Here is an 18,200-nt window from a genome sequence, read left to right on the forward strand (position 1 = left end):
GCCACCCGCAGCCTCAGCACCGTAGAATGGCGCCCATGCCGACCCCAGATTTCATCGTTGAACTGCGCAAGAAGATTGGCCACGACGAGCTGTGGCTTCCCGGCGTGACAGCTATCGTCATCCGGGACGTACCGGAGGATGCGCCCATCTGGGCTGTTCCAGAGGTGCTGCTGGTCAAGCGCGCCGACGACGGGCAGTGGACCCCCGTCACGGGCATTGTCGACCCGCGGGAGGAGCCGCACCTGGCGGCGATCCGCGAGGTACGGGAGGAAACCGGCCTGCACGTGCAAGTGGATGCGCTGCTGGGAGTGGGGCAGGTCGGCCCGGTCGAGTACCCGAACGGGGACGTCACCAGCTACGTCGATACGACCGTCCGCTGCACCGTGATCCCGGATCCGGAGACCGGCGAGTTCAACGATGAGCCGGTGATCGGCGACGACGAGTCTACGCAGGTGGGTTGGTATTCGATTTCCCAGATGCCGCCGATGCAGCCGCGCTTCCGCCTGGTGATTGCCGACGCGGTGGCGCAGCTGAAACACCCGGCGGGTTTCCGCCCGCGCATGGGTTACGTCAAGCGCCTGCAGCAGCCGGAGTAGCCAGCTAGCGCGTGCCTACCAGGTGCGCGCGCCCACGGTCGTCCCGCCCTCCGGGAAGCGCGCGGCGTAGGAGCTGGCGCGCATGGAGCAGATCACCAGTTGCACCTGGTGGAAGATCATCAGCGGCAGAATCATCATGCCGAGGCTCGCCCCGCCGAACATCACCGCCGCCATCGGCAGACCCGAGGCCAGGGACTTCTTCGTGCCCGCGAACTGGATCGCCACCTGATCTGCGTAGGCGAAGCCCAGCTTCCGCGAGGTCACACTCGTTACCGAGAGCATCAAGTACACCACCGCGATGGAGCCCAGCACCAGGCCCAGAATCGTCAGCCAGCTGACGGAACTCCACACGCCAGAGACGATGCCTTCCGAGAAACTGACGTACACCACCAACCCGATCGAAATCTGGTCCACCTTCTTGGTCGCAGGTGTGGCCGCAAATTTATATACCCACCTGCGCAGAAGCTGGCCGATGGCGAACGGCAACAGCAGTTGGATACCGATGTCGAGGAAGGTGGTGGCGTCAATATGAAAGCCTTCCGAAGAAGACATCAGCAACAGCACCAACAGCGGCGTGAAAAGCACTCCCAGCAGGCTAGAGACGCTAGCCGCGACAATCGAGGCGGCGACGTGGCCGCGTGCGATGCTGGTGAACGCGACCGACGATTGCACCGTCGACGGCACGAGGGTGCAGAAGAGAATGCCCAGGTAGAGCTCATTTCCGACGACCGCCTTCAGCGGCATCATCGCCACGCCGATCAGCGGGAACACCACGAAGGTAAACGCCATGATCAGCAGGTGCAGCCGCCAGTGCATCAGGCCTTTGAGCGCCTCTTGCGGCGACAGGCGCGCGCCGTAGAGGAAAAACAGGAACGCGATGGCGACCTTCGTGATGATGCCAGCGACATCCGCCGCCTCGCCGCGCACGGGCACGACCACCGCTGCCACGACCGCGATGACGATCAGGACGATGAGGAAGTCCGGGCGGTAGTTGATCACGCGCTGCCACAGCGACTGTTTTTCTGCCATGTGTCTCTATTTTATTGACGCCCCCGTCCCCGCAAACCGCAACCGTTCAAAAAGTCGCAGGCGGGGTGGGGTGGCGCGCCTGAGCGTGGCGCCTGGGTGCGCCTGGGTGGCGGCTAGACGATGGCGCGGTCGAGCTCCGCGACGGTCTGCTTGGGGATCAGCGAGGCCACGGCGGCAGCGATGCCCAGGATGACCGCGGCGGCGATGAATGCGGTGACATAACCCGCGACTGAATCCGAACCCTGGGGCGAACCAGCGACCTGGAATACCGGCAGGATAGCGAAGGACACGCCTGCGCCGAGGTTGAAGCCCGCGGAGTTCATGCCCGGCAGGAAGCCCTCGTTGTCCTTCGGGGAGTTCACCACGCCCAGGTTGTTGATGACGATGTTGCCGATGCCCGCGTAGGTGATGCCCAGCAGGATGACGGCGATGATCAGTACGGCCAGGGACTTCACACCAACGAAGGCGAGCCCCAGCATGAGCACTGCGCTGGCGAGGTTGGCGATGATGACCAAACGGCCGTAGCCGATCCTAGGTGCCCAGCGGCCTGCGAAGGGGCCGACGGCCCAGCCGATCAGCGCGTAGGGGGTCAGCAGCCACAGGGAGGCCTTGTCTGCCTCCAGGCCGAAGCCTGCGTCCGGGTTCTGTGCCAAGGAGATAGCCACGCCGTTGACTGCCGCGAACACGCCAGTCATGGTCAGCACCGTAGTGGCCAGCAGCGCCCACGTGTGGCGGCGGGCCAGGTACTTCGGGGCGACCAGCGGCTGGTCATGGCGGCTCTCGTACTTCCAGAAGGCCACGAAGACCGCCGGGCCGATGATGAACATGGCGATGACGTACAGCCAGTTCGCTGCCCCGGCCTTGCCGGCCTCGTTGACGCCCAGCGTGATGCACAGCACCGATACCACCAGCAGAGCAGCGCCAACCCAGTCCATCTTCACGTTGTCTGAGGGCTTGGATTCCGGCGCGCCGAACGCGACCACCACGGTGGCGATGATGCCGATGATGGCGATCAGCCAGAACACGGAGCGGAAGCCGTGGTTCTCTGCCAGCCAGCCGGCGAGGATCACGTCGATGCCTGCCACACCACCGTTGATGGCGGCCAGCAGGCCCATGAGGGTGCCCAGGCGGACCTCTTCCTTCACCTGGCTACGCAGGATAATCAAAGTCATGGGGATCGTCGGACCCGCGATACCCTGCATGGCGCGGGCGACCATCAGCACGCCAATGTTGGGCGCCAGCGCGGCGATAAGGCCGCCGAGGGACATCACGCCCAGCATGATAACTAGGATCTTGCGGCGACCGACAATATCCGACAGGCGGGGCAGGAACAGGCCGCACATCGCGCCGCCGGTGAAGAATGCGGTCTGGGTGAGGCCTGTGGCGGCCTCGTCGGTGTTCAGCTCGCGGGCCATGGTGGCCAGCACCGGGGAGAGCATGGAGGCGTTGAGCTGGAAGGCGACTGCTGCGGTGATGAGCACCGTCATCAGCAGGCCGATGCCGCCCGGGCGGGAATCGACCGGATCCGGCGAAGCGGCAGCGGTCGGGCCGGGCTTTGGCGTAGAGGAAGGATTGCTGGAGTTCATAAGCGGCTCCGATTCAGCGCCAATTGAAAGTCAATTGGGATTTTTCAGTAGTTGCAGCTAGAACTCTAAGCCATGAAGGCGCGCCTGACTAGAAGCCGGTGTTGTCGATGCGCTGCAGTGCGTCTACCAGCAAGTTCCAGAAGCGATCCGCATCCACATCTACCGCCACGCGGGTGCGCAAGGAATCGGCCGCGGCGACCGCGCCTGTGCCCGTTTCGGCTGCGCCTGCTGTGGCCGCTGAGGTGTGGGCGTCGAAATCAGAATCATCCGCCGTGCCCAGAGCAGTCGGGTCCTGCCCTCCTGCCTGGCTGCCCCAGGTGCGCCGCAGGTCAACGACGGTCGCCCCGCGCGTGAGCTCGCCCTGAGTCTCCACGTCGATCGGCGCCAGAATCGTGCGCACGACCTGCGGATCAGCCACCGCCGCTACGGCCAGCGGGTCGTGCATCGGCGGGCCGGGGTAGTGCCGTTCCTTCATGTAGGCCGCGCCGAAGAACTCCACTAGTTCCGCGATGAACGCAGCCACGTCGGTGCCAACTTCCGCCAGCTGCGCCATCCGCTCGGGCGTGGCCAGCACCTTGTGCGTGACGTCCAGCCCGACCATCGTGACGGGCCAGCCCGCGCCGAACACGATCTTTGCGGCCTCCGGGTCAGCCAGGATGTTGAACTCGGCGCTCGCGGTCATGTTGCCCGCGTGGTGCGCTCCGCCCATCAAAGTGACGCCACCCACGCGTTCCACAAGCTCCGGGTACATGCGGGCGAACAGGGCGATATTGGTCAGCGCGCCCGTCGGGACGATGGTTACGGCACCAGGTTCGTTGTCGCGGATGATGTCCGCGATGAGGTTCACCGCGTGGCGCGGATCCTGGGTGGCGCCGGCGGCGGGCAGCTGGGGGCCGTCCAGGCCGCTGTCTCCGTGGATTTCCTCCGGGATGATCTGCGGCGCGACCAGCGGGCGATCCGCCCCGGCGGCGAAAGGAATGCCAGTGATGTTGCCGACCCGCGCCAGCGCCAGGGCGTTTTTGGTGACCTTCTCTAGCGTTTGATTACCCGCAACCGTCGTGACCGCCAGCAGATCCAGGTCAGGGTTTCCCCAGGCCAGGAGCATCGCGATCGCGTCATCGTGCCCCGGGTCGCAGTCCAGAATGATTTTCTGTGGGCTGTTGGCAGTCATGTCTCTATTCCTCTCCCAGTCGGCGGACTTCGTTTTCGCTGGCGTAGCTAACCGCCGCCCCTCGCTTCTGAGTGGCCAGGGCTCCTGCGGCTGCGCCTAGCGTGCAGGCATCCACCAGGGTCTCCCCTTGCGCCAGCGCGGCCGCGAGGGTGCCGCAGAATGCGTCGCCTGCCCCGGTGGTGTCGACCACGCGGTCAACGTGAACGGCTGGAATGTGGACCGGTTCGGCGCCCTTTTCCAAGATCAGCGCGCCACGCTGCCCCAAAGTAATCACCACAGAGCGCGCAATGGTGCGCAAGCGATCGGTGAGCTCTTCAACGGGCGTGCCGGGGGCTTCGCCGAGCACCGCGGCGGCCTCGCCCTCATTCAGCACCAGCGGGTCGGCGGCGGCCATCAGGTCGGGGTCGCGCGTGGTCACCGGCGCGAGGTTCAGCACCAGCCGCGAGTCCGAATTCGCCACCAGCTTCGGCAGCTGCGCGCTGTGCTCGGGGGTCAGTTCGCCTTGTGCCAGAACGATCGGAACCGGCCCTTGACGGCGCAGTTCGTCAACGGTTTCGCGCTGCTGGGCGGGGCTGACCAGCTCGTTTGCGCCCGAGGTGACGATGATGATGTTCTCGCCGCTGGGGTCGTTCATGATGAACGCGCGCCCCGTCGGCTGCCGACTAATCACGATGTAGTCGGTATTCACGCCGTGTTCGCGCAGCTGCTTCAGCGCGAGCTCGCCCTGCGGGTCGTTGCCTACCGCAGACAGAAGGACGGTATTGACGCCCATGTGTGCGCACGCCGCCGCCTGATTAGCGCCCTTGCCACCGAGGGCCTCTATGCCGGGTTTTGCGATTGTCGTTTCCCCTGGTTGCGGGAAATTCTGGACGGTGACAAAGGTGTCGACGTTGGTGGTGCCTGATACGACGACGGTGGCGTTGGAGTCTCTCATGGTTCCCCAGGGTACTGCGTTGCCGGGCAGGAGGGGGGAATGCGTTGGATCGTCACAGTGACGGTAGGGAAAGGGAAGAATCAGGCGGATTCCGGAGTGCCGAAGTCCCAATCGAGGGGGCGATGTCCCAAATTCCAGCTCTTAGAATATAACTATTTTATTTCCGCAGGTCAGGGAGTTGCGCTTTTGTGCTTCAAACGCTCTACTTTCAATAACTCGACGATTTGGGACATTGCCCTTTTAGCCGCCTCAATGTGGGCAAAAGTAAGCCCCCGACGTGGGTCGGGGGCTTAAGGAATCGGGGTCCAAGGATCGAAGGGCCAAAGATTGAAGGCCTAAGGATCGGGGGCTAGGCCTGTGCCGGGTCTTGGGCGGGGTTCTGCGCCGAGTCCTGGGCGGAGTCCTGGGCGGAAGCGGCCCGGCGGGCGGCCTCCCAGTCCACGCCACCGCCCTCGCAGGAGCCATTCAGCGAGCAGCTGCCGCAGGCCTGGCCGCTTGCGCACGCCTCCGCGCTCACCGTGCCAGTGTTGGCGCCAGCGCCGGCGTCGGAACAGCAAGCGCCAGCGGAGTCGGAAGCGCCGGTGGCCTCGCTGGAATCGGAGCAGCAGGAGGCCGAGGTGGCGTCACCACTAGAGCAGCAAGAAGAATCGGCGGCCTCGAGTTGGGCGGCGCGGGAATCCAGGCGCGCGACGGTGTGAGCGCCCAAAGCCGAGCCCAGACCGATCAAGAAAACAGCCCCGACCAGTAACAACGCAAAGACCAGCCACATCCAACCGCTCACCTTCAGGGTGATCAGAGCCGCTCCGAGCAATGCCGCACCGGCGCCCATCCAGGCCGGGCCGACGATCCGGTGTGCGGTGTTCCAGAGCTCCTGGGACTTGCGGACTTCCGGAACGCGCAGGCCAACGACCGGATTACCCGGCAGCTTCCCCACAGCCCCCAGCAGACCCGCAACAAAGAACACCAGCCCCACAATTACCAACACAACGGTCAACACGATCATGCGAAACAGTCTATTACCGCAGGTGGTCAACAAGCCAAACGCAATAGCCTGCCCTGTCCGTGGCACCTACTAGACTGTTAAACCATGACGAACGGCAGCACTGAAGACACCTCCGCGGGCACGTCCGCGGGCGCAACCTCCTACCGCTACACCCCTGAACTCGCGGCCAAGATCGAGGCCAAGTGGCAGCAGCACTGGGCGGACAACGGCACGTTTAACGCCCCGAACCCGACGGGCGACCTCGCGGAGCCGGGCGCGGAGCTGCCGGAAGACCGCAAGTTCATCCAGGACATGTTCCCCTACCCGTCCGGCGTGGGTCTGCACGTCGGCCACCCGCTGGGCTACATCGGCACGGACGTCTTCGCGCGCTTCCACCGCATGAAGGGCGCAAATGTGCTGCACACGCTGGGTTATGATGCGTTTGGCCTGCCCGCCGAGCAGTACGCCGTGCAGACTGGCACCCACCCGCGCACCACGACCATGGCCAACATCGCGAACATGGAGCGCCAGTTGGGCCGCCTGGGCCTGGGCCACGACAAGCGCCGCAGCTTCGCCACCACGGACACGGACTATTACCGCTGGACGCAGTGGATCTTCCTGCAGATTTACAACTCCTGGTTTGACCCGGAGGCCAAGAACGCCAACGGCACCCTGGGCAAGGCGCGCCCGATCGCAGAGCTGGAGGAAAAGCTCGCTGCCGAGCGCGCGGACTGGGCGGATCTCAGCGCCGCCGAGAAGCAGGAGGTGCTGGATAGCTACCGCCTGGTCTACCGCTCGAACTCCACGGTGAACTGGTGCCCGGGCCTGGGCACGGTACTGGCGAACGAGGAAGTCACGGCAGAGGGCCGCTCCGAGCGCGGCAACTTCCCCGTCTTCCGCAAGAACCTGCAGCAGTGGATGATGCGCATCACCGCGTACTCCGACCGCCTGATCGACGACCTGGAGTTCCTGGACTGGCCGGAAAAGGTGAAGTCCATGCAGCGCAACTGGATCGGCCGTTCGCGCGGCGCGGAGGTCACGTTCGACTGCCTGGGTCACGACATTGACGTGTTCACCACGCGCCCCGACACGCTGTTCGGCGCGACCTACATGGTGCTGGCCCCGGAGCACGAGCTGGTCGATACGCTCGTTGCGCAGGCCGGTGGTTCTTCTGCGGGTAAGGACGCCTACACGGATGTCGACCCACGGTGGACCTACGGCCAGGCAAACCCGGCTGCGGCAGTGGAGGCATACCGCGCGGCAATCGCCGCCAAGTCCGACCTGGAGCGCCAGGAGAACAAGGAGAAGACGGGCGTTTTCCTGGGCGTTTATGCCACCAACCCGGTGAACGGGGCGCAGGTGCCGGTCTTCATCGCGGACTATGTGCTGACGGGCTACGGCACCGGCGCGATTATGGCTGTGCCGGCGCACGATACCCGCGACTTCGAGTTCGCCACCGAGTTCGGGCTGCCGATCGTGCCGGTGCTGGCAGCTGAGGGCGCGGCGGAAGGCGCAGCTGGCGCCGCTGGTGCTGCCGAGCAGGGCGGCGCCGGGGTTGCGGCGGGCGCCGAGCTCACCGAGGCGTTCACCGAGGACGGCCCGCACATCAACTCCAACAACTCCGACGGCCTGGAGCTCAACGGTCTGGGCAAGGCAGAGGCCATCGACAAGGCCATCGAATGGCTGGAATCCCATGACAAGGGCGCTGGCAAGATCCAGTACAAGTTGCGCGACTGGCTGTTCGCCCGCCAGCGCTACTGGGGCGAGCCCTTCCCCATCGTCTACGACGAGAACGGTATGGCACACGGCCTGCCGGAGGAGATGCTCCCCGTTGAGCTGCCCGAAGTGGAGGACTACAAGCCCGTCAGCTTCGACCCCGACGACAAGAACTCCGCACCCCAGCCCCCGCTGGCCAAGGCCAAGGAGTGGGTCGAGGTCACCCTGGACCTCGGCGACGGGGAAAAGACCTACTACCGCGACACGAACGTCATGCCGCAGTGGGCGGGTTCCTCCTGGTACCAGCTGCGCTATATCGACCCGAACAACGACAACGCCCTGGTAGATATCGAAAACGAACGCTACTGGGTCGGCCCGCGCGAAGGCCGCCCCTCCGGCGGCGTGGACCTGTATGTCGGCGGCGTGGAGCACGCCGTGCTTCACCTGCTGTACGCCCGCTTCTGGCACAAGGTGCTGTTCGACCTGGGCGTAGTCTCCAGCTTCGAGCCCTACTACCGCCTCTACAACCAGGGCTACATCCAGGCCTACGCGTACACGGACTCCCGCGGCGTGTACGTCCCCGCGGAGGAGGTCACCGAACGCGACGGTAAGTTCTTCTGGGTTCGTGAGGCGGATGATGCTGAGGGCGTCACAAAGGAAGAAGAAGTATTTCAGGAATACGGCAAGATGGGTAAGTCCCTCAAGAACGCGGTCTCGCCCGACGAGATCTGCGACGACTACGGTGCGGACACCCTGCGCGTGTACGAGATGGCGATGGGGCCACTCGACACGTCGCGGCCGTGGGCGACGAAGGACGTTGTGGGCGCGCAGCGATTCCTGCAGCGTGCGTGGCGCCTCGCCGTTGATGAGGGCACGGGTAAGGGTTCTGTGAGTGATGACGCCCTCACGGATGACGACCTAAAGGCCCTGCACAGGACCATCGCGGGGGTTCACGAGAACTATGCGGAGCTGCGCGACAACACAGCCGTGGCGAAGATGATCGAATACGTGAACTACCTGACGAAGACGTACTCCGCTGGGGCGGCTCCGCGGGCTGCCGTTGAACCGCTGGTGCAGATGCTCGCGCCGGTGGCGCCGCACATTGCCGAGGAGATGTGGGAGATCCTGGGGCACTCCGAGGGCATCACCTACGAGCCGTTCCCAGAGTGGGACGAGAAGTGGCTGGTCGACGACTCCATCGAGCTTCCCGTGCAGGTCATGGGCAAGTTGCGCGGGCGCATTAACGTGGCGGCGGATGCTTCGCGGGAGGAGATCGAGGCTGCTGCGCTGGAGGAGCCAAACGTCGCTGCGCACATCGAGGGCAAGACGGTGGCCAAGATCATCGTCGTGCCAGGCAAGATGGTGAACATCGTCGCAAAGTAGCGGCCTGGGGTGTGTCCCTCGCTTCCCGGCTACTGCGTGCCCGGGGGTGACCCTTTTTTCTACCCGCGGTGTTGAGGGATTCTAAGGCGCCGAATCGAACAGCGGTGCGAATGTGTGCCCTCGAAACGTCACAGTGACGCTCCTGACGGGCGCGAATTCGGCGATTTTCGGCGCTCCGATGACCTAATTGCGGGGCGATTGTCCCAAATTCCAGCTCTTAGAATATAACTATTCTATTTTCGCAGGTCAGAGAGCTGCGATTTCGTGCTTCAAACGCGCTACTTTCAATAACTCGAGGATTTGGGACATTCCAGCGGGTACGGCGGAGCCTGAGCGGAATCGGGACCGACGGACGGGGCTGGAGGAGGCGGGACAGCAGGGGCGGAGCCTGAGCGGAAGCGGGACCGTCGGGCGGGTCTAGAGGCTGTGGTCGATGAGCAGGTACGCACCGACCGAGGTGATCCAAGCCATGCAGAACGGCATGATGAACCAGATCACCGCTACCCACGGGCGCCAGCGCTGGTGGTTTTTCCACTTGTAGTAGGTGATAAACGCCGAGCCGAACAGGCCAAAGAACGCAATCGAAGTGGGAACGATAGAGAACAGAAGCTGGAACGTGCGGCTGCACAGTTGTGCCGAGGAGTCGGCCTCGCAGTAGGGGCCGCCAATGACCTTGGAGGCGATCCAGATCAGGATCGCGGACAAAGTGGTGGACACGATCACGCCGACGAAGAACCAAATGGCCTGGCGAGTGGACTTATTGTTGCGCTCGAGGCGGAGCAAGGGGTCGGCCTCGTAGTCCAGCTCGGAGGGCGCGCCGGGACGGTCCAGCTCGGAGGCATAGGATTGGGAGCCGTCGGGCCGGGATCCCGCGGATGGGGAGCCGGCGGGCTGAGAGCCCGCGGACGGGCGACCAAAGGGCTGGGAGTCCGCGGAACCGGAGGCAGAATCCGGGTTATCAGCAGGTGAGGGGCCGTTGTTCAAACCGTCGGTGCTCATAATGCCCTTAAATCTACACGTCCCCGGGGGTAATCAGAACCCGCGCGAGCCTGGAGCGCGGTGGCTGCGGGGTGCGCGGGGAATGGCGCGCGGTGGGCGGGGAGCCGAGCCTGCGGAACGACCAGCGCCGACGCCCGCGGCCGACCCCCGGGCGGCACGCTAAGGCGCGCTAGACAGTGCTTAGACGGTGCTCAGCAGCACCGGCACCGGGCTGTGCCGCAGAATCTGGTTCGTCGACGGGCCGATGAACACGCGGTGGAAACCGCCCAGCGTGCTGGAGCCCATCACCAGCAGATCGCCCTTCTTCCACTTCAGGGCGTTAATCGCGCCGGACCAGCCGTAGCCGCTGCCGACCTCCATCTGCACTGTCAGGTCGCCGTGCCTGTTCAGAGCCCGGTCCCGTCCGCGGTCCAGCAGCGCCAGAGCCTGCTCACGCCACTCGACCATCATGTCCGAGTTGTCGATGAACTCCGTCTCCGTCGGATACATCGTCGCCCCGCGCGGGCTGAACGCCACCAGCCGCAGCGGCACTCCCCAGCGGTGCGCCAGGTCCGCCGCCCGACGCAGCGCCTCGTGCGACTGGTCGGTATCGATGTAGCAGCAATTGACCCTGGTGACGCCACGTTTCGACAGCTTCGGCGTCCGCGGAGCCAACAGTAGCGGCAGCGGGGCATAGTGCAGCAGGGCATCCGCCGTCGAGCCGATCCGGAACCGAGAATGCGGCGCGGCGGGATGGGAGCCCAAGATCATCATGTCGGCGTTGAACTCGGCGGCGGCGTCGATAAGAGCCTTCGTTTCCGAATGATCAACAGTGACAGTGGAGGGCTCGTCGGCGTCCAGCATCGCTTCGGGCAGCTTGGCCAGGGCCAGCGCCTTCTGCGCGGCGGAGGACACGGCCTGCGATTCCTTGTCGATCCACTCCGAGTAGTTGTCGAACTCAAGCTCCGGCTGCGCGGTCCAGGAACGCGAGATCACCGTCGCCGTGCGCACCGCGATGGTCTCCGTGCGGCCGAGCCAGGCGGCGACCTGCGCGGCCTCGTCACCGGCCGATTCGGGGCGCCATGTAAGAAGCAGGCGGAGGGGCGCGCGGGATGCGCCCGATGTGCGGGGGACGTCGGACTTAGGGGTGTTGCTCAAGAAAGATGCTCGCTAGCTCCAGCACTACTGCTGGTCGTTGTTCAGCTTTGCCTCGATAGCTTCAGTGTAGCGGCGCAGGACCAGTTCGATAACTGGGGTGGCCTCTGCAACTTCCTTGAGCTCTTCGTCGCTGAGGCTATCCAGCATGCTGGCGAGCTGCTCGGCGCGTTCTTCGGACAGGCGGCGCAGTTCCTCGCGACCCTTGTCGGTGAGGGTGACGCTCACGCCGCGGCGGTCGGACGTGTCGCGCACGCGCGTGACCAGCTCCATCGTCTCCAGCTGGTTGACCGCGTTGGAGGCGGTGGGCATGCGGATCGTCTCGGTGGCCGCAATCTGGCTGATGCGCATCGGGCCGTTTTCTTCGAGGATCATCAGGATCGATAGCTGCGCCATGCTGATGTGGGAGTTCTCCGTCTGGCGGAAGTACAGCAGGTACAACCGCGTCAACGGGAGGCGCAGTTCCTTGGCGATTTCTAAAGGTGTGGAAGCCATAGGTACTAAAATACAACAGTTTTGGCTGTAAATACTCACGCGGGGTGCTTAGCCCGGTGTTTTCGGGCACGTCGTCCGGCGTTTGTGGGGATGTTTCTGGGTGTTTACGCGGTGACGCAATTTATTAATGACGCCACCGCCTCCGCCCTATGCGCCGTTGATGAACTCTTCCAGCTGCGCGCGGGCGACGTCGTCCGGCAGTTGCACGGGCGGGGACTTCATCAGGTAGCTCGAGGCCGCGTCGACGGGGCCGGCTACTCCCCTATCCAGCGCGATCTTGGCGGCACGCACGGCGTCGATGATGATGCCCGCGGAGTTCGGGGAGTCCCAGACCTCCAGCTTGTACTCCAAGTTCAGCGGCACTTCGCCGAAGGCGGAGCCTTCCAGGCGGACGTATGCCCACTTGCGGTCGTCCAGCCATTCCACGTAGTCGGACGGGCCGATGTGGACGTTGCGGTCGTGCACCTTGCCAGCCAGCGGGCTTTCCTTCAGGTTGGAGGTCACGGCTTGAGTCTTGGAAATCTTCTTGGACTCCAGTCGGTCGCGGTCCAGCATGTTCTTGAAGTCCATGTTGCCGCCGACGTTCAGCTGCATGGTGCGCTCCAGGCGCACGCCGCGCTCCTCGAACAGGCGGGCCAGCACGCGGTGGGTGATGGTCGCGCCGACCTGGGACTTGATGTCGTCGCCGACGATCGGCAGGCCGGCCGCGCGGAACTTCTCGGCCCATTCAGGGTCGGAGGCAATGAACACCGGCAGCGCGTTGACGAAGGCGCAGCCTGCGTCGATGGCGCATTGTGCGTAGAAGCGGTCGGCCTCTTCGGAGCCGACGGGCAGGTAGCTGACCAGTACGTCCACCTCTGCGTCGCGCAGCGCCTGGGGTACGTCGACGGGTTCTGCGTCGGATTCGGTGATGCTTTCCTGGTAGTGGCGGCCCAGGCCGTCGAAGGTGTGGCCGCGCTGGACCGTCACGCCGGTGTGTGGCACGTCGGCGATTTTGATGGTGCAGTTCATGCCCGCGTCGATGGCTTCGGAGACGTCCTTGCCGACCTTGTCGGCGTCCACATCAAAGGCGGCGGTGACGCGCACGTCGCCCACCGAGTAGGGGCCGAACTTGGTGTGCATGAGGCCGGGGACGTTCTGGGTCGCGTCGGCGTCGGAATAAAGGTGAATGCCCTGGATCAGGGAAGTCGCGCAGTTGCCGAGTCCCACGATGGCGATGTTGCAAGTCTTAGATGTCATGCGAATCACCGTAGGGCGCTGGCTGCTAAGAACCCTTGTTCTTTGGCTGGTTAACCGATTAAGCCCGGCGAGTTTATCGATCAAGCTCGCGCGGGGTGGGGTTGTCCGGGCGGTGTTTAGAATGTGGGTGTGTCGATTTCGCGAAGGGTTATAGATAGGTCGCTTGATCGCCGTCGCTCCCTGTTGGAGGTGCGTGGGGTTAAGCGTTTTGTTGGGGACGCCACCCCGCGCCTCCTTTCCTCCGCGGAGGTTCTAGGACGGGCAGTCGACCGTCCGTGCCCGGTGTGTGGGAGGCATGAATTAAGGGAAACACTGTGGATTCATGGCGGTGTATTAGGCGAAAAGTCGGGTACAGCGCGTAGTGTAAGAGAGATCAATGGTGTGATTGAGACGCTAGTGAATGAACAGCAGGATGCTGAGTTTTCGATACATACTGTTGAAGTGTGCATGAAATGCAGATGGAATCACTTGATCCGAGAAGAGCTGATCGGGATCACGATCGACAATCAGGAGACTCGTCTAGTTGAGTAGCGACAAGCCGTCCAAGAACCCTTTCTCCCGCGGTGGTGCTGGTGACTCCGGTGCAGGCCGTGGTGGGCACAGGCAGCCGGGTCAGCGCCGCGCTGGGCAGGGCCGGGCAGGTCAGGGTCAGCCGGGCCAGCGCCGCGCGGGCCAGGCGCGTGCCGGTCAGCCGCGTGCTGGACAAGGTCAGCCCGCTAAGCCGGGCCAGCGCCGCGCCGGGCAGCCCGCTAAGCCGGGCCAGCGGCGTGCTGGACAGCCCGCTAAGCCGGGCCAGCGGCGTGCTGGACAGCAGCGCAATCCTCAGCGGGGAGCTGCGCAGCGGGGAAATCCTCAGCGTGGAAATCCACAGCGTGGAACCGTGCAGCGCGGCGGCAAGCCGGTGAGATCCGGTGGTGCCCACCGGGCACGAGCCTCAGCTGGAGCTGGAGCTGGTGCGGCGGGCGTGTCGGCGTCACAAAGAAAGAGGCCCCAAAACAATGGGCCACAGACTCGTGTGAAGAAGAATGGAAGCCGCTCCGTGGGAGATGGAAAACTAAAGGCAAGAACTCGCAAGAAGCGCAGCTGGCGCGACAAGCGCACCCTGCGCAACTTCTTCGCGGGCCTAGCAGCCGTCATGGCAGTGATGATTATTGTGCCGCTGGTGGCGTTTTTTACCGCATACTCGGTGACGAAGGTGCCGGAGCCGGAAGAGCTGGTGAACAACCAGATCTCCTACATCATGGCCAGCGACAACAACACTGAACTGGCACGCATCGTTCCGCCAGAGGGCAACCGTCAGAACGTCAAGCTGGACGAGGTTCCAATGTCCGTCCGCCAGGCTGTTCTGGCAGCAGAGGACCGCGAGTTCTACAGCAACCCCGGATTCTCCGTGTCTGGTTTCGCCCGTGCGGCAGTCGGCCAGGTGCTGGGGCGCGAGGGCGCCGGCGGTGGCTCGACCATCACCCAGCAGTACGTGAAGAACGCGCTGGTCGGCGACGAATTCAGCCTTAGCCGAAAGGCCAAGGAGCTGGTGATCTCCGCGAAGATGGCGCGCGAATGGTCGAAGGACGAGATTCTGGAGGCCTACCTGAACACCATTTATTTCGGGCGTAACTCGTACGGCATCAGCGCAGCGTCGCACGCGTACTTCGACAAGGACGTCAAGGACCTCACCCCGGAGGAAGGCGCAGTGCTGGCCGCGACGATCCAGGCGCCTTCCAGCCTGGATCCGTGGACGAACCGCGAGCGCGCAGAATCGCGTTGGAACTACGTTCTGGACGGAATGGTTGGGATCGGCGCCATGAAGGAAGCCGATCGTCGGAAGGCCGTGTACCCGAAGGTGAAGGACCCTGCGGAGACCGCGGAGAACACCCAGGCCGTCGGTACGAATGGCTTGATCAAGACGAAGGTTATCGAGGAGCTAGAGCAGGCGGGCATCACCGAGGAACAGGTGAACACGGGTGGCTTGAAGATCACCACCACCATCGATCCGAAGATGCAGGCCGACGCGGTGGATGAGATCCACAAGAAGATGGAAGGCCAGCAGCAGGGACTGCGTACGGCCGTGGCCTCGGTGGATCCGAAGACCGGCGGGGTGCGCGCCTGGTATGGCGGCGACGACCCAGTTGGTTTCGACTTCGCCGGTGCGGGCCTGCAGAGCGGTTCTACGTTCAAGATTTTTACGCTGGCCGCATACCTGGACCAGGGCGGTAGCCTCTACGACCAGTTCGACTCCTCCCCCGTCATGACCGGTGACGCGCAGGTGAACAACGACGGCGGCGCAAGCTGCGGCACATGCAGCATCGCCGAAGCGTTGAAGCAGTCGCTGAACACCAGCTTCATCCGCCTGACCCAGGCGCTGAAGGGCGGTCCGCAAGACGTGGCTGACATGGCGCACCGCCTGGGCGTGGCCGAGTCGCTGCCGGGTGTGGGCAAGACCCTGCAGGAAAAGAACGGCAAGCCGGCGGATGGCATCACGCTGGGCATGTACCAGTCCAGCCCGCTGGACATGGCAACCGCGCTGGCGACCCTGACCAACGGTGGCATCTACCACCGCCCGCACTTCGTGCAGAAGGTGGAGAACTCCAATGGAGACGTGCTGCTGGATAACACCAACGACGACGGCGACCGCGTGGTCTCTGAGGAAGTTGCCAACGGCGTTATCCAGGCGATGCAGCCCATTGCGGCGTATTCCAACGGCAACTCGCTGGCCGGTGGCCGTCCCTCGGCTGCAAAGACCGGTACGGCGCAGCTGGGCGATACCGGCGAAAATAAGGACGCCTGGATGATCGGCTCCACCCCGCAGCTGTCCACCGCAGTGTGGGTTGGTACCGCCGAGGGCAAGCCGATTCACAACAGCTACGGCGGCATTATGTACGGCTCCGGCCTGCCCGCCCAGATCTGGAAGGGCGTGATGGATCGCTCGCTGGAGAACACGGAGATCGAGCAGTTCAATACCGGCGCAGCCGCCAGCTCCGGCTACACCGGTGGGTACGCTGGCGGCGGAAACGCAGGCGGCGCAGCAGGCGCCGACCAGCCAGAGGAGCAGGAACAGGAATCTCCGGCACCGGCCTCCCCCGCTTCCCCGCCATCGCCAGCTCCGGCCCCGGCGCCGCGCCAGCCCGCTCCGCAGGGTGGTAACCGTCCGCCAAACAACGATCTACAGAACCTGCTCGATGGAATCCTCAACCCATAAGAAGACCAGTTCTCAGCAGCGCGTACTGCCTTCCCGGACCGAGCCGATGGCGCGCGGATTCGTCCGCTTCATCGGCGGTCCACCGGGGGCGCACGCCCTCATCGGGCGGGCAAAGTGGTGGACTCCCCTCCGCGTGCTGCTGGCAACCGCCGCTACCTTCCTGGCCTTCGGCTGGTTGCAAAAAGCACAGTGCATCCGCACTGGATTTACCTCTGCAGGTGAGGCTTATGTGGACTGGTCCGGTAAGCGTCAATACACCTCCGCTTGCTACTCAGACACAATCTCGCTCTACTCTGGCCGAGGCCTAGATAACCTCGACTTCCCCTACTTCACGTCCATAACCGGCAGCGACGGCTCCGTGCACTACATGGAATACCCCGTGCTGACGGGCCTGTACCAGTGGATCATTGCGGCTATCGCCCGGCCGGTCGGCGTGCTGTGGGACTTCCTGCCCTTGCCAGAGGCAACTCCCGTGGCAATCTTCTTCGGCGTTAACGCCTTCTTCCTGGGCCTGTTCTGGCTGGTCGCCACCGGGTTGATGACGAAACTGACCGGCAACCGGGTATGGGACACGCTGCTGATGGCGGCCTCTCCCCTAGTCATCGTCCACGCCTTCACCAACTTCGACCTTCTGGCGTGCGCGGCGGCGGTAGCCATCTTCAGCCTCTGGGCCAATCGGCGTCCCGGCTGGGCGGGCGTGGCGGTCGGCGTGGGCGTGGCGCTGAAACTGTGGCCCGCGTTCATCGGCGGCGCACTGATCCTGCTGTGCCTGCGCCAGCGTGCGTGGGGGCCACTTGCCAAGCTGGTCGGCGGGACGCTCGGCACCTGGCTGATCGTTAACGTGCCCATCATGGTCGCCGCGCCCGAAGGCTGGGGGGAGTTCTTCAGACTGAACTCCGAGCGCGGCTGGGAAGGCTCCACGATCTACGCCGTCATCGCCCACATCACGGGTAACGATTCCTGGAACGGCGTAAGCCCCTCCAAGTCCGTCGACGGCGCAGAGACGCTGAACCTGCTGACCAGTGGTTTGCTGCTCGTCGCACTGCTGGGCCTGGCCTGGCTGGTCATTATCGCAGCCCCCCGCACACCGCGGGTCGGCCAGGTGGCCTTCCTGGCCACGTTGGCTTTCATGATCACCAACAAGGTATGGAGCCCCCAGTACTCCATCTGGCTGGTGCCACTGCTGGTGCTGGCTCTCCCCCGCTGGCGCCTGGTCTTCAGCTGGGCAGCACTGGAAGCCGTGTACTGGTACCTGCGCATGTGGCAGTTCCTGCCAGCCAACCAGGCGGCCCCGAACTGGCTGGTCGATACCGTGACCGTCGTGCGCCTGGCGCTGCTGGTATTCATGGCCGTGCTAGTCATCCGCCAAATCATGGGGCGCAGCGCCGACCCGATCCGCGAGGCCCATGGCGGTCGCGATCCGCTGGCCGGAGTGCTGGCTGCAGACGTTCCGACAGGAAAGCACCACCGTCACGGGAATGGCTCGGGCGGAAAAGTGGGCGTCATAAAGAAGACAACCACAACAACGGCAGCGAAAGAGAGCAACGATGAATAACACGACACTCCTCATCACCATGGCCAGCGTGTTTGTGGGGTTCCTCTTCTTTGGCGGCAGCTTCGCCAGCTTCATGTACGGCAAATCGAAGAAACAAGTGTGGACGCTTTTCTGCATCGCCATCGTGTGCCTGACGATCGTGCCGGTGAGCCTGGCGGTATTCGCCGCGACGTAAAGAGGCGCAG

At 64.2% G+C, this 18,200-nt stretch carries 15 protein-coding genes; 6 read left to right on the forward strand and 9 right to left on the reverse strand.

Annotation, left to right across the window (positions count from 1 at the left end; all coding sequences use genetic code 11):
• Positions 1 to 35: 35 nt before the first annotated feature.
• Positions 36 to 596, forward strand: a complete 561-nt coding sequence (locus CRD15_RS03935) for an NUDIX domain-containing protein (protein ID WP_034966620.1) — start codon at positions 36 to 38, stop codon at positions 594 to 596.
• 15 nt (positions 597 to 611) lie between these two features.
• On the opposite strand, the gene CRD15_RS03940 is transcribed toward CRD15_RS03935, so the two are convergent.
• The 5 genes from CRD15_RS03940 to CRD15_RS03960 all read right to left on the reverse strand — a co-directional run bounded on the left by CRD15_RS03940 (position 612) and on the right by CRD15_RS03960 (position 6,319).
• Positions 612 to 1,625, reverse strand: coding sequence for a bile acid:sodium symporter family protein (locus CRD15_RS03940; protein ID WP_034993784.1), 1,014 nt, complete (start codon positions 1,623 to 1,625; stop codon positions 612 to 614).
• Positions 1,626 to 1,738: 113 nt separating this feature from the next.
• A complete protein-coding gene (locus CRD15_RS03945; RefSeq protein WP_034993786.1) occupies positions 1,739 to 3,211 on the reverse strand; it encodes an MFS transporter in 1,473 nt (490 codons plus the stop codon).
• Between the two features lie 88 nt (positions 3,212 to 3,299).
• A complete protein-coding gene (locus CRD15_RS03950; protein ID WP_034993788.1) occupies positions 3,300 to 4,382 on the reverse strand; it encodes a nucleoside hydrolase in 1,083 nt (360 codons plus the stop codon).
• 4 nt (positions 4,383 to 4,386) lie between these two features.
• Entirely contained in the window at positions 4,387 to 5,316 is a 930-nt protein-coding gene (locus tag CRD15_RS03955) for a ribokinase (RefSeq protein ID WP_034993790.1), read from the reverse strand.
• 349 nt (positions 5,317 to 5,665) lie between these two features.
• Positions 5,666 to 6,319, reverse strand: coding sequence for an SdpI family protein (locus CRD15_RS03960; protein ID WP_187401962.1), 654 nt, complete (start codon positions 6,317 to 6,319; stop codon positions 5,666 to 5,668).
• Between the two features lie 84 nt (positions 6,320 to 6,403).
• Here CRD15_RS03960 and CRD15_RS03965 point away from each other — a divergent pair, with 84 nt between their 5' ends.
• A complete protein-coding gene (locus tag CRD15_RS03965) occupies positions 6,404 to 9,397 on the forward strand; it encodes a leucine--tRNA ligase (RefSeq protein WP_187401963.1) in 2,994 nt (997 codons plus the stop codon).
• Positions 9,398 to 9,814: 417 nt separating this feature from the next.
• On the opposite strand, the gene CRD15_RS03970 is transcribed toward CRD15_RS03965, so the two are convergent.
• The 4 genes from CRD15_RS03970 to CRD15_RS03985 form a co-directional block, all read right to left on the reverse strand.
• A complete protein-coding gene (locus CRD15_RS03970) occupies positions 9,815 to 10,396 on the reverse strand; it encodes a hypothetical protein (protein ID WP_034981339.1) in 582 nt (193 codons plus the stop codon).
• A gap of 180 nt (positions 10,397 to 10,576) precedes the next feature.
• Positions 10,577 to 11,533: a universal stress protein gene (locus CRD15_RS03975; RefSeq protein ID WP_051892159.1), complete on the reverse strand. Its 957-nt coding sequence runs from the start codon at positions 11,531 to 11,533 to the stop codon at positions 10,577 to 10,579.
• Positions 11,534 to 11,557: 24 nt separating this feature from the next.
• Entirely contained in the window at positions 11,558 to 12,025 is a 468-nt protein-coding gene (locus CRD15_RS03980) for a MarR family winged helix-turn-helix transcriptional regulator (RefSeq protein WP_034966639.1), read from the reverse strand.
• 147 nt (positions 12,026 to 12,172) lie between these two features.
• Entirely contained in the window at positions 12,173 to 13,264 is a 1,092-nt protein-coding gene (locus CRD15_RS03985) for an inositol-3-phosphate synthase (RefSeq protein WP_034966785.1), read from the reverse strand.
• Between the two features lie 129 nt (positions 13,265 to 13,393).
• On the opposite strand from CRD15_RS03985, the gene CRD15_RS03990 reads away from it, so the two are divergent.
• The 4 genes from CRD15_RS03990 (at position 13,394) to CRD15_RS04005 (ending at position 18,190) form a co-directional block, all read left to right on the forward strand.
• A complete protein-coding gene (locus CRD15_RS03990) occupies positions 13,394 to 13,795 on the forward strand; it encodes a DUF5318 family protein (RefSeq protein ID WP_070551161.1) in 402 nt (133 codons plus the stop codon).
• Between the two features lie 484 nt (positions 13,796 to 14,279).
• Positions 14,280 to 16,460: a transglycosylase domain-containing protein gene (locus tag CRD15_RS03995; protein WP_370546800.1), complete on the forward strand. Its 2,181-nt coding sequence runs from the start codon at positions 14,280 to 14,282 to the stop codon at positions 16,458 to 16,460.
• On the forward strand, positions 16,441 to 18,015 hold the full coding sequence (locus CRD15_RS04000) for a glycosyltransferase family 87 protein (RefSeq protein ID WP_187401964.1): 1,575 nt from the start codon (positions 16,441 to 16,443) through the stop codon (positions 18,013 to 18,015). Before CRD15_RS03995 ends, CRD15_RS04000 begins: the two co-directional genes overlap by 20 nt.
• Positions 18,008 to 18,190: a hypothetical protein gene (locus CRD15_RS04005; RefSeq protein WP_034966644.1), complete on the forward strand. Its 183-nt coding sequence runs from the start codon at positions 18,008 to 18,010 to the stop codon at positions 18,188 to 18,190. The genes CRD15_RS04000 and CRD15_RS04005 overlap by 8 nt, the downstream gene beginning before the upstream one ends.
• Positions 18,191 to 18,200: the final 10 nt, after the last annotated feature.

Source organism: Corynebacterium sp. LK28 (assembly GCF_014335105.1).
Taxonomy (GTDB): domain Bacteria; phylum Actinomycetota; class Actinomycetes; order Mycobacteriales; family Mycobacteriaceae; genus Corynebacterium; species Corynebacterium macclintockiae.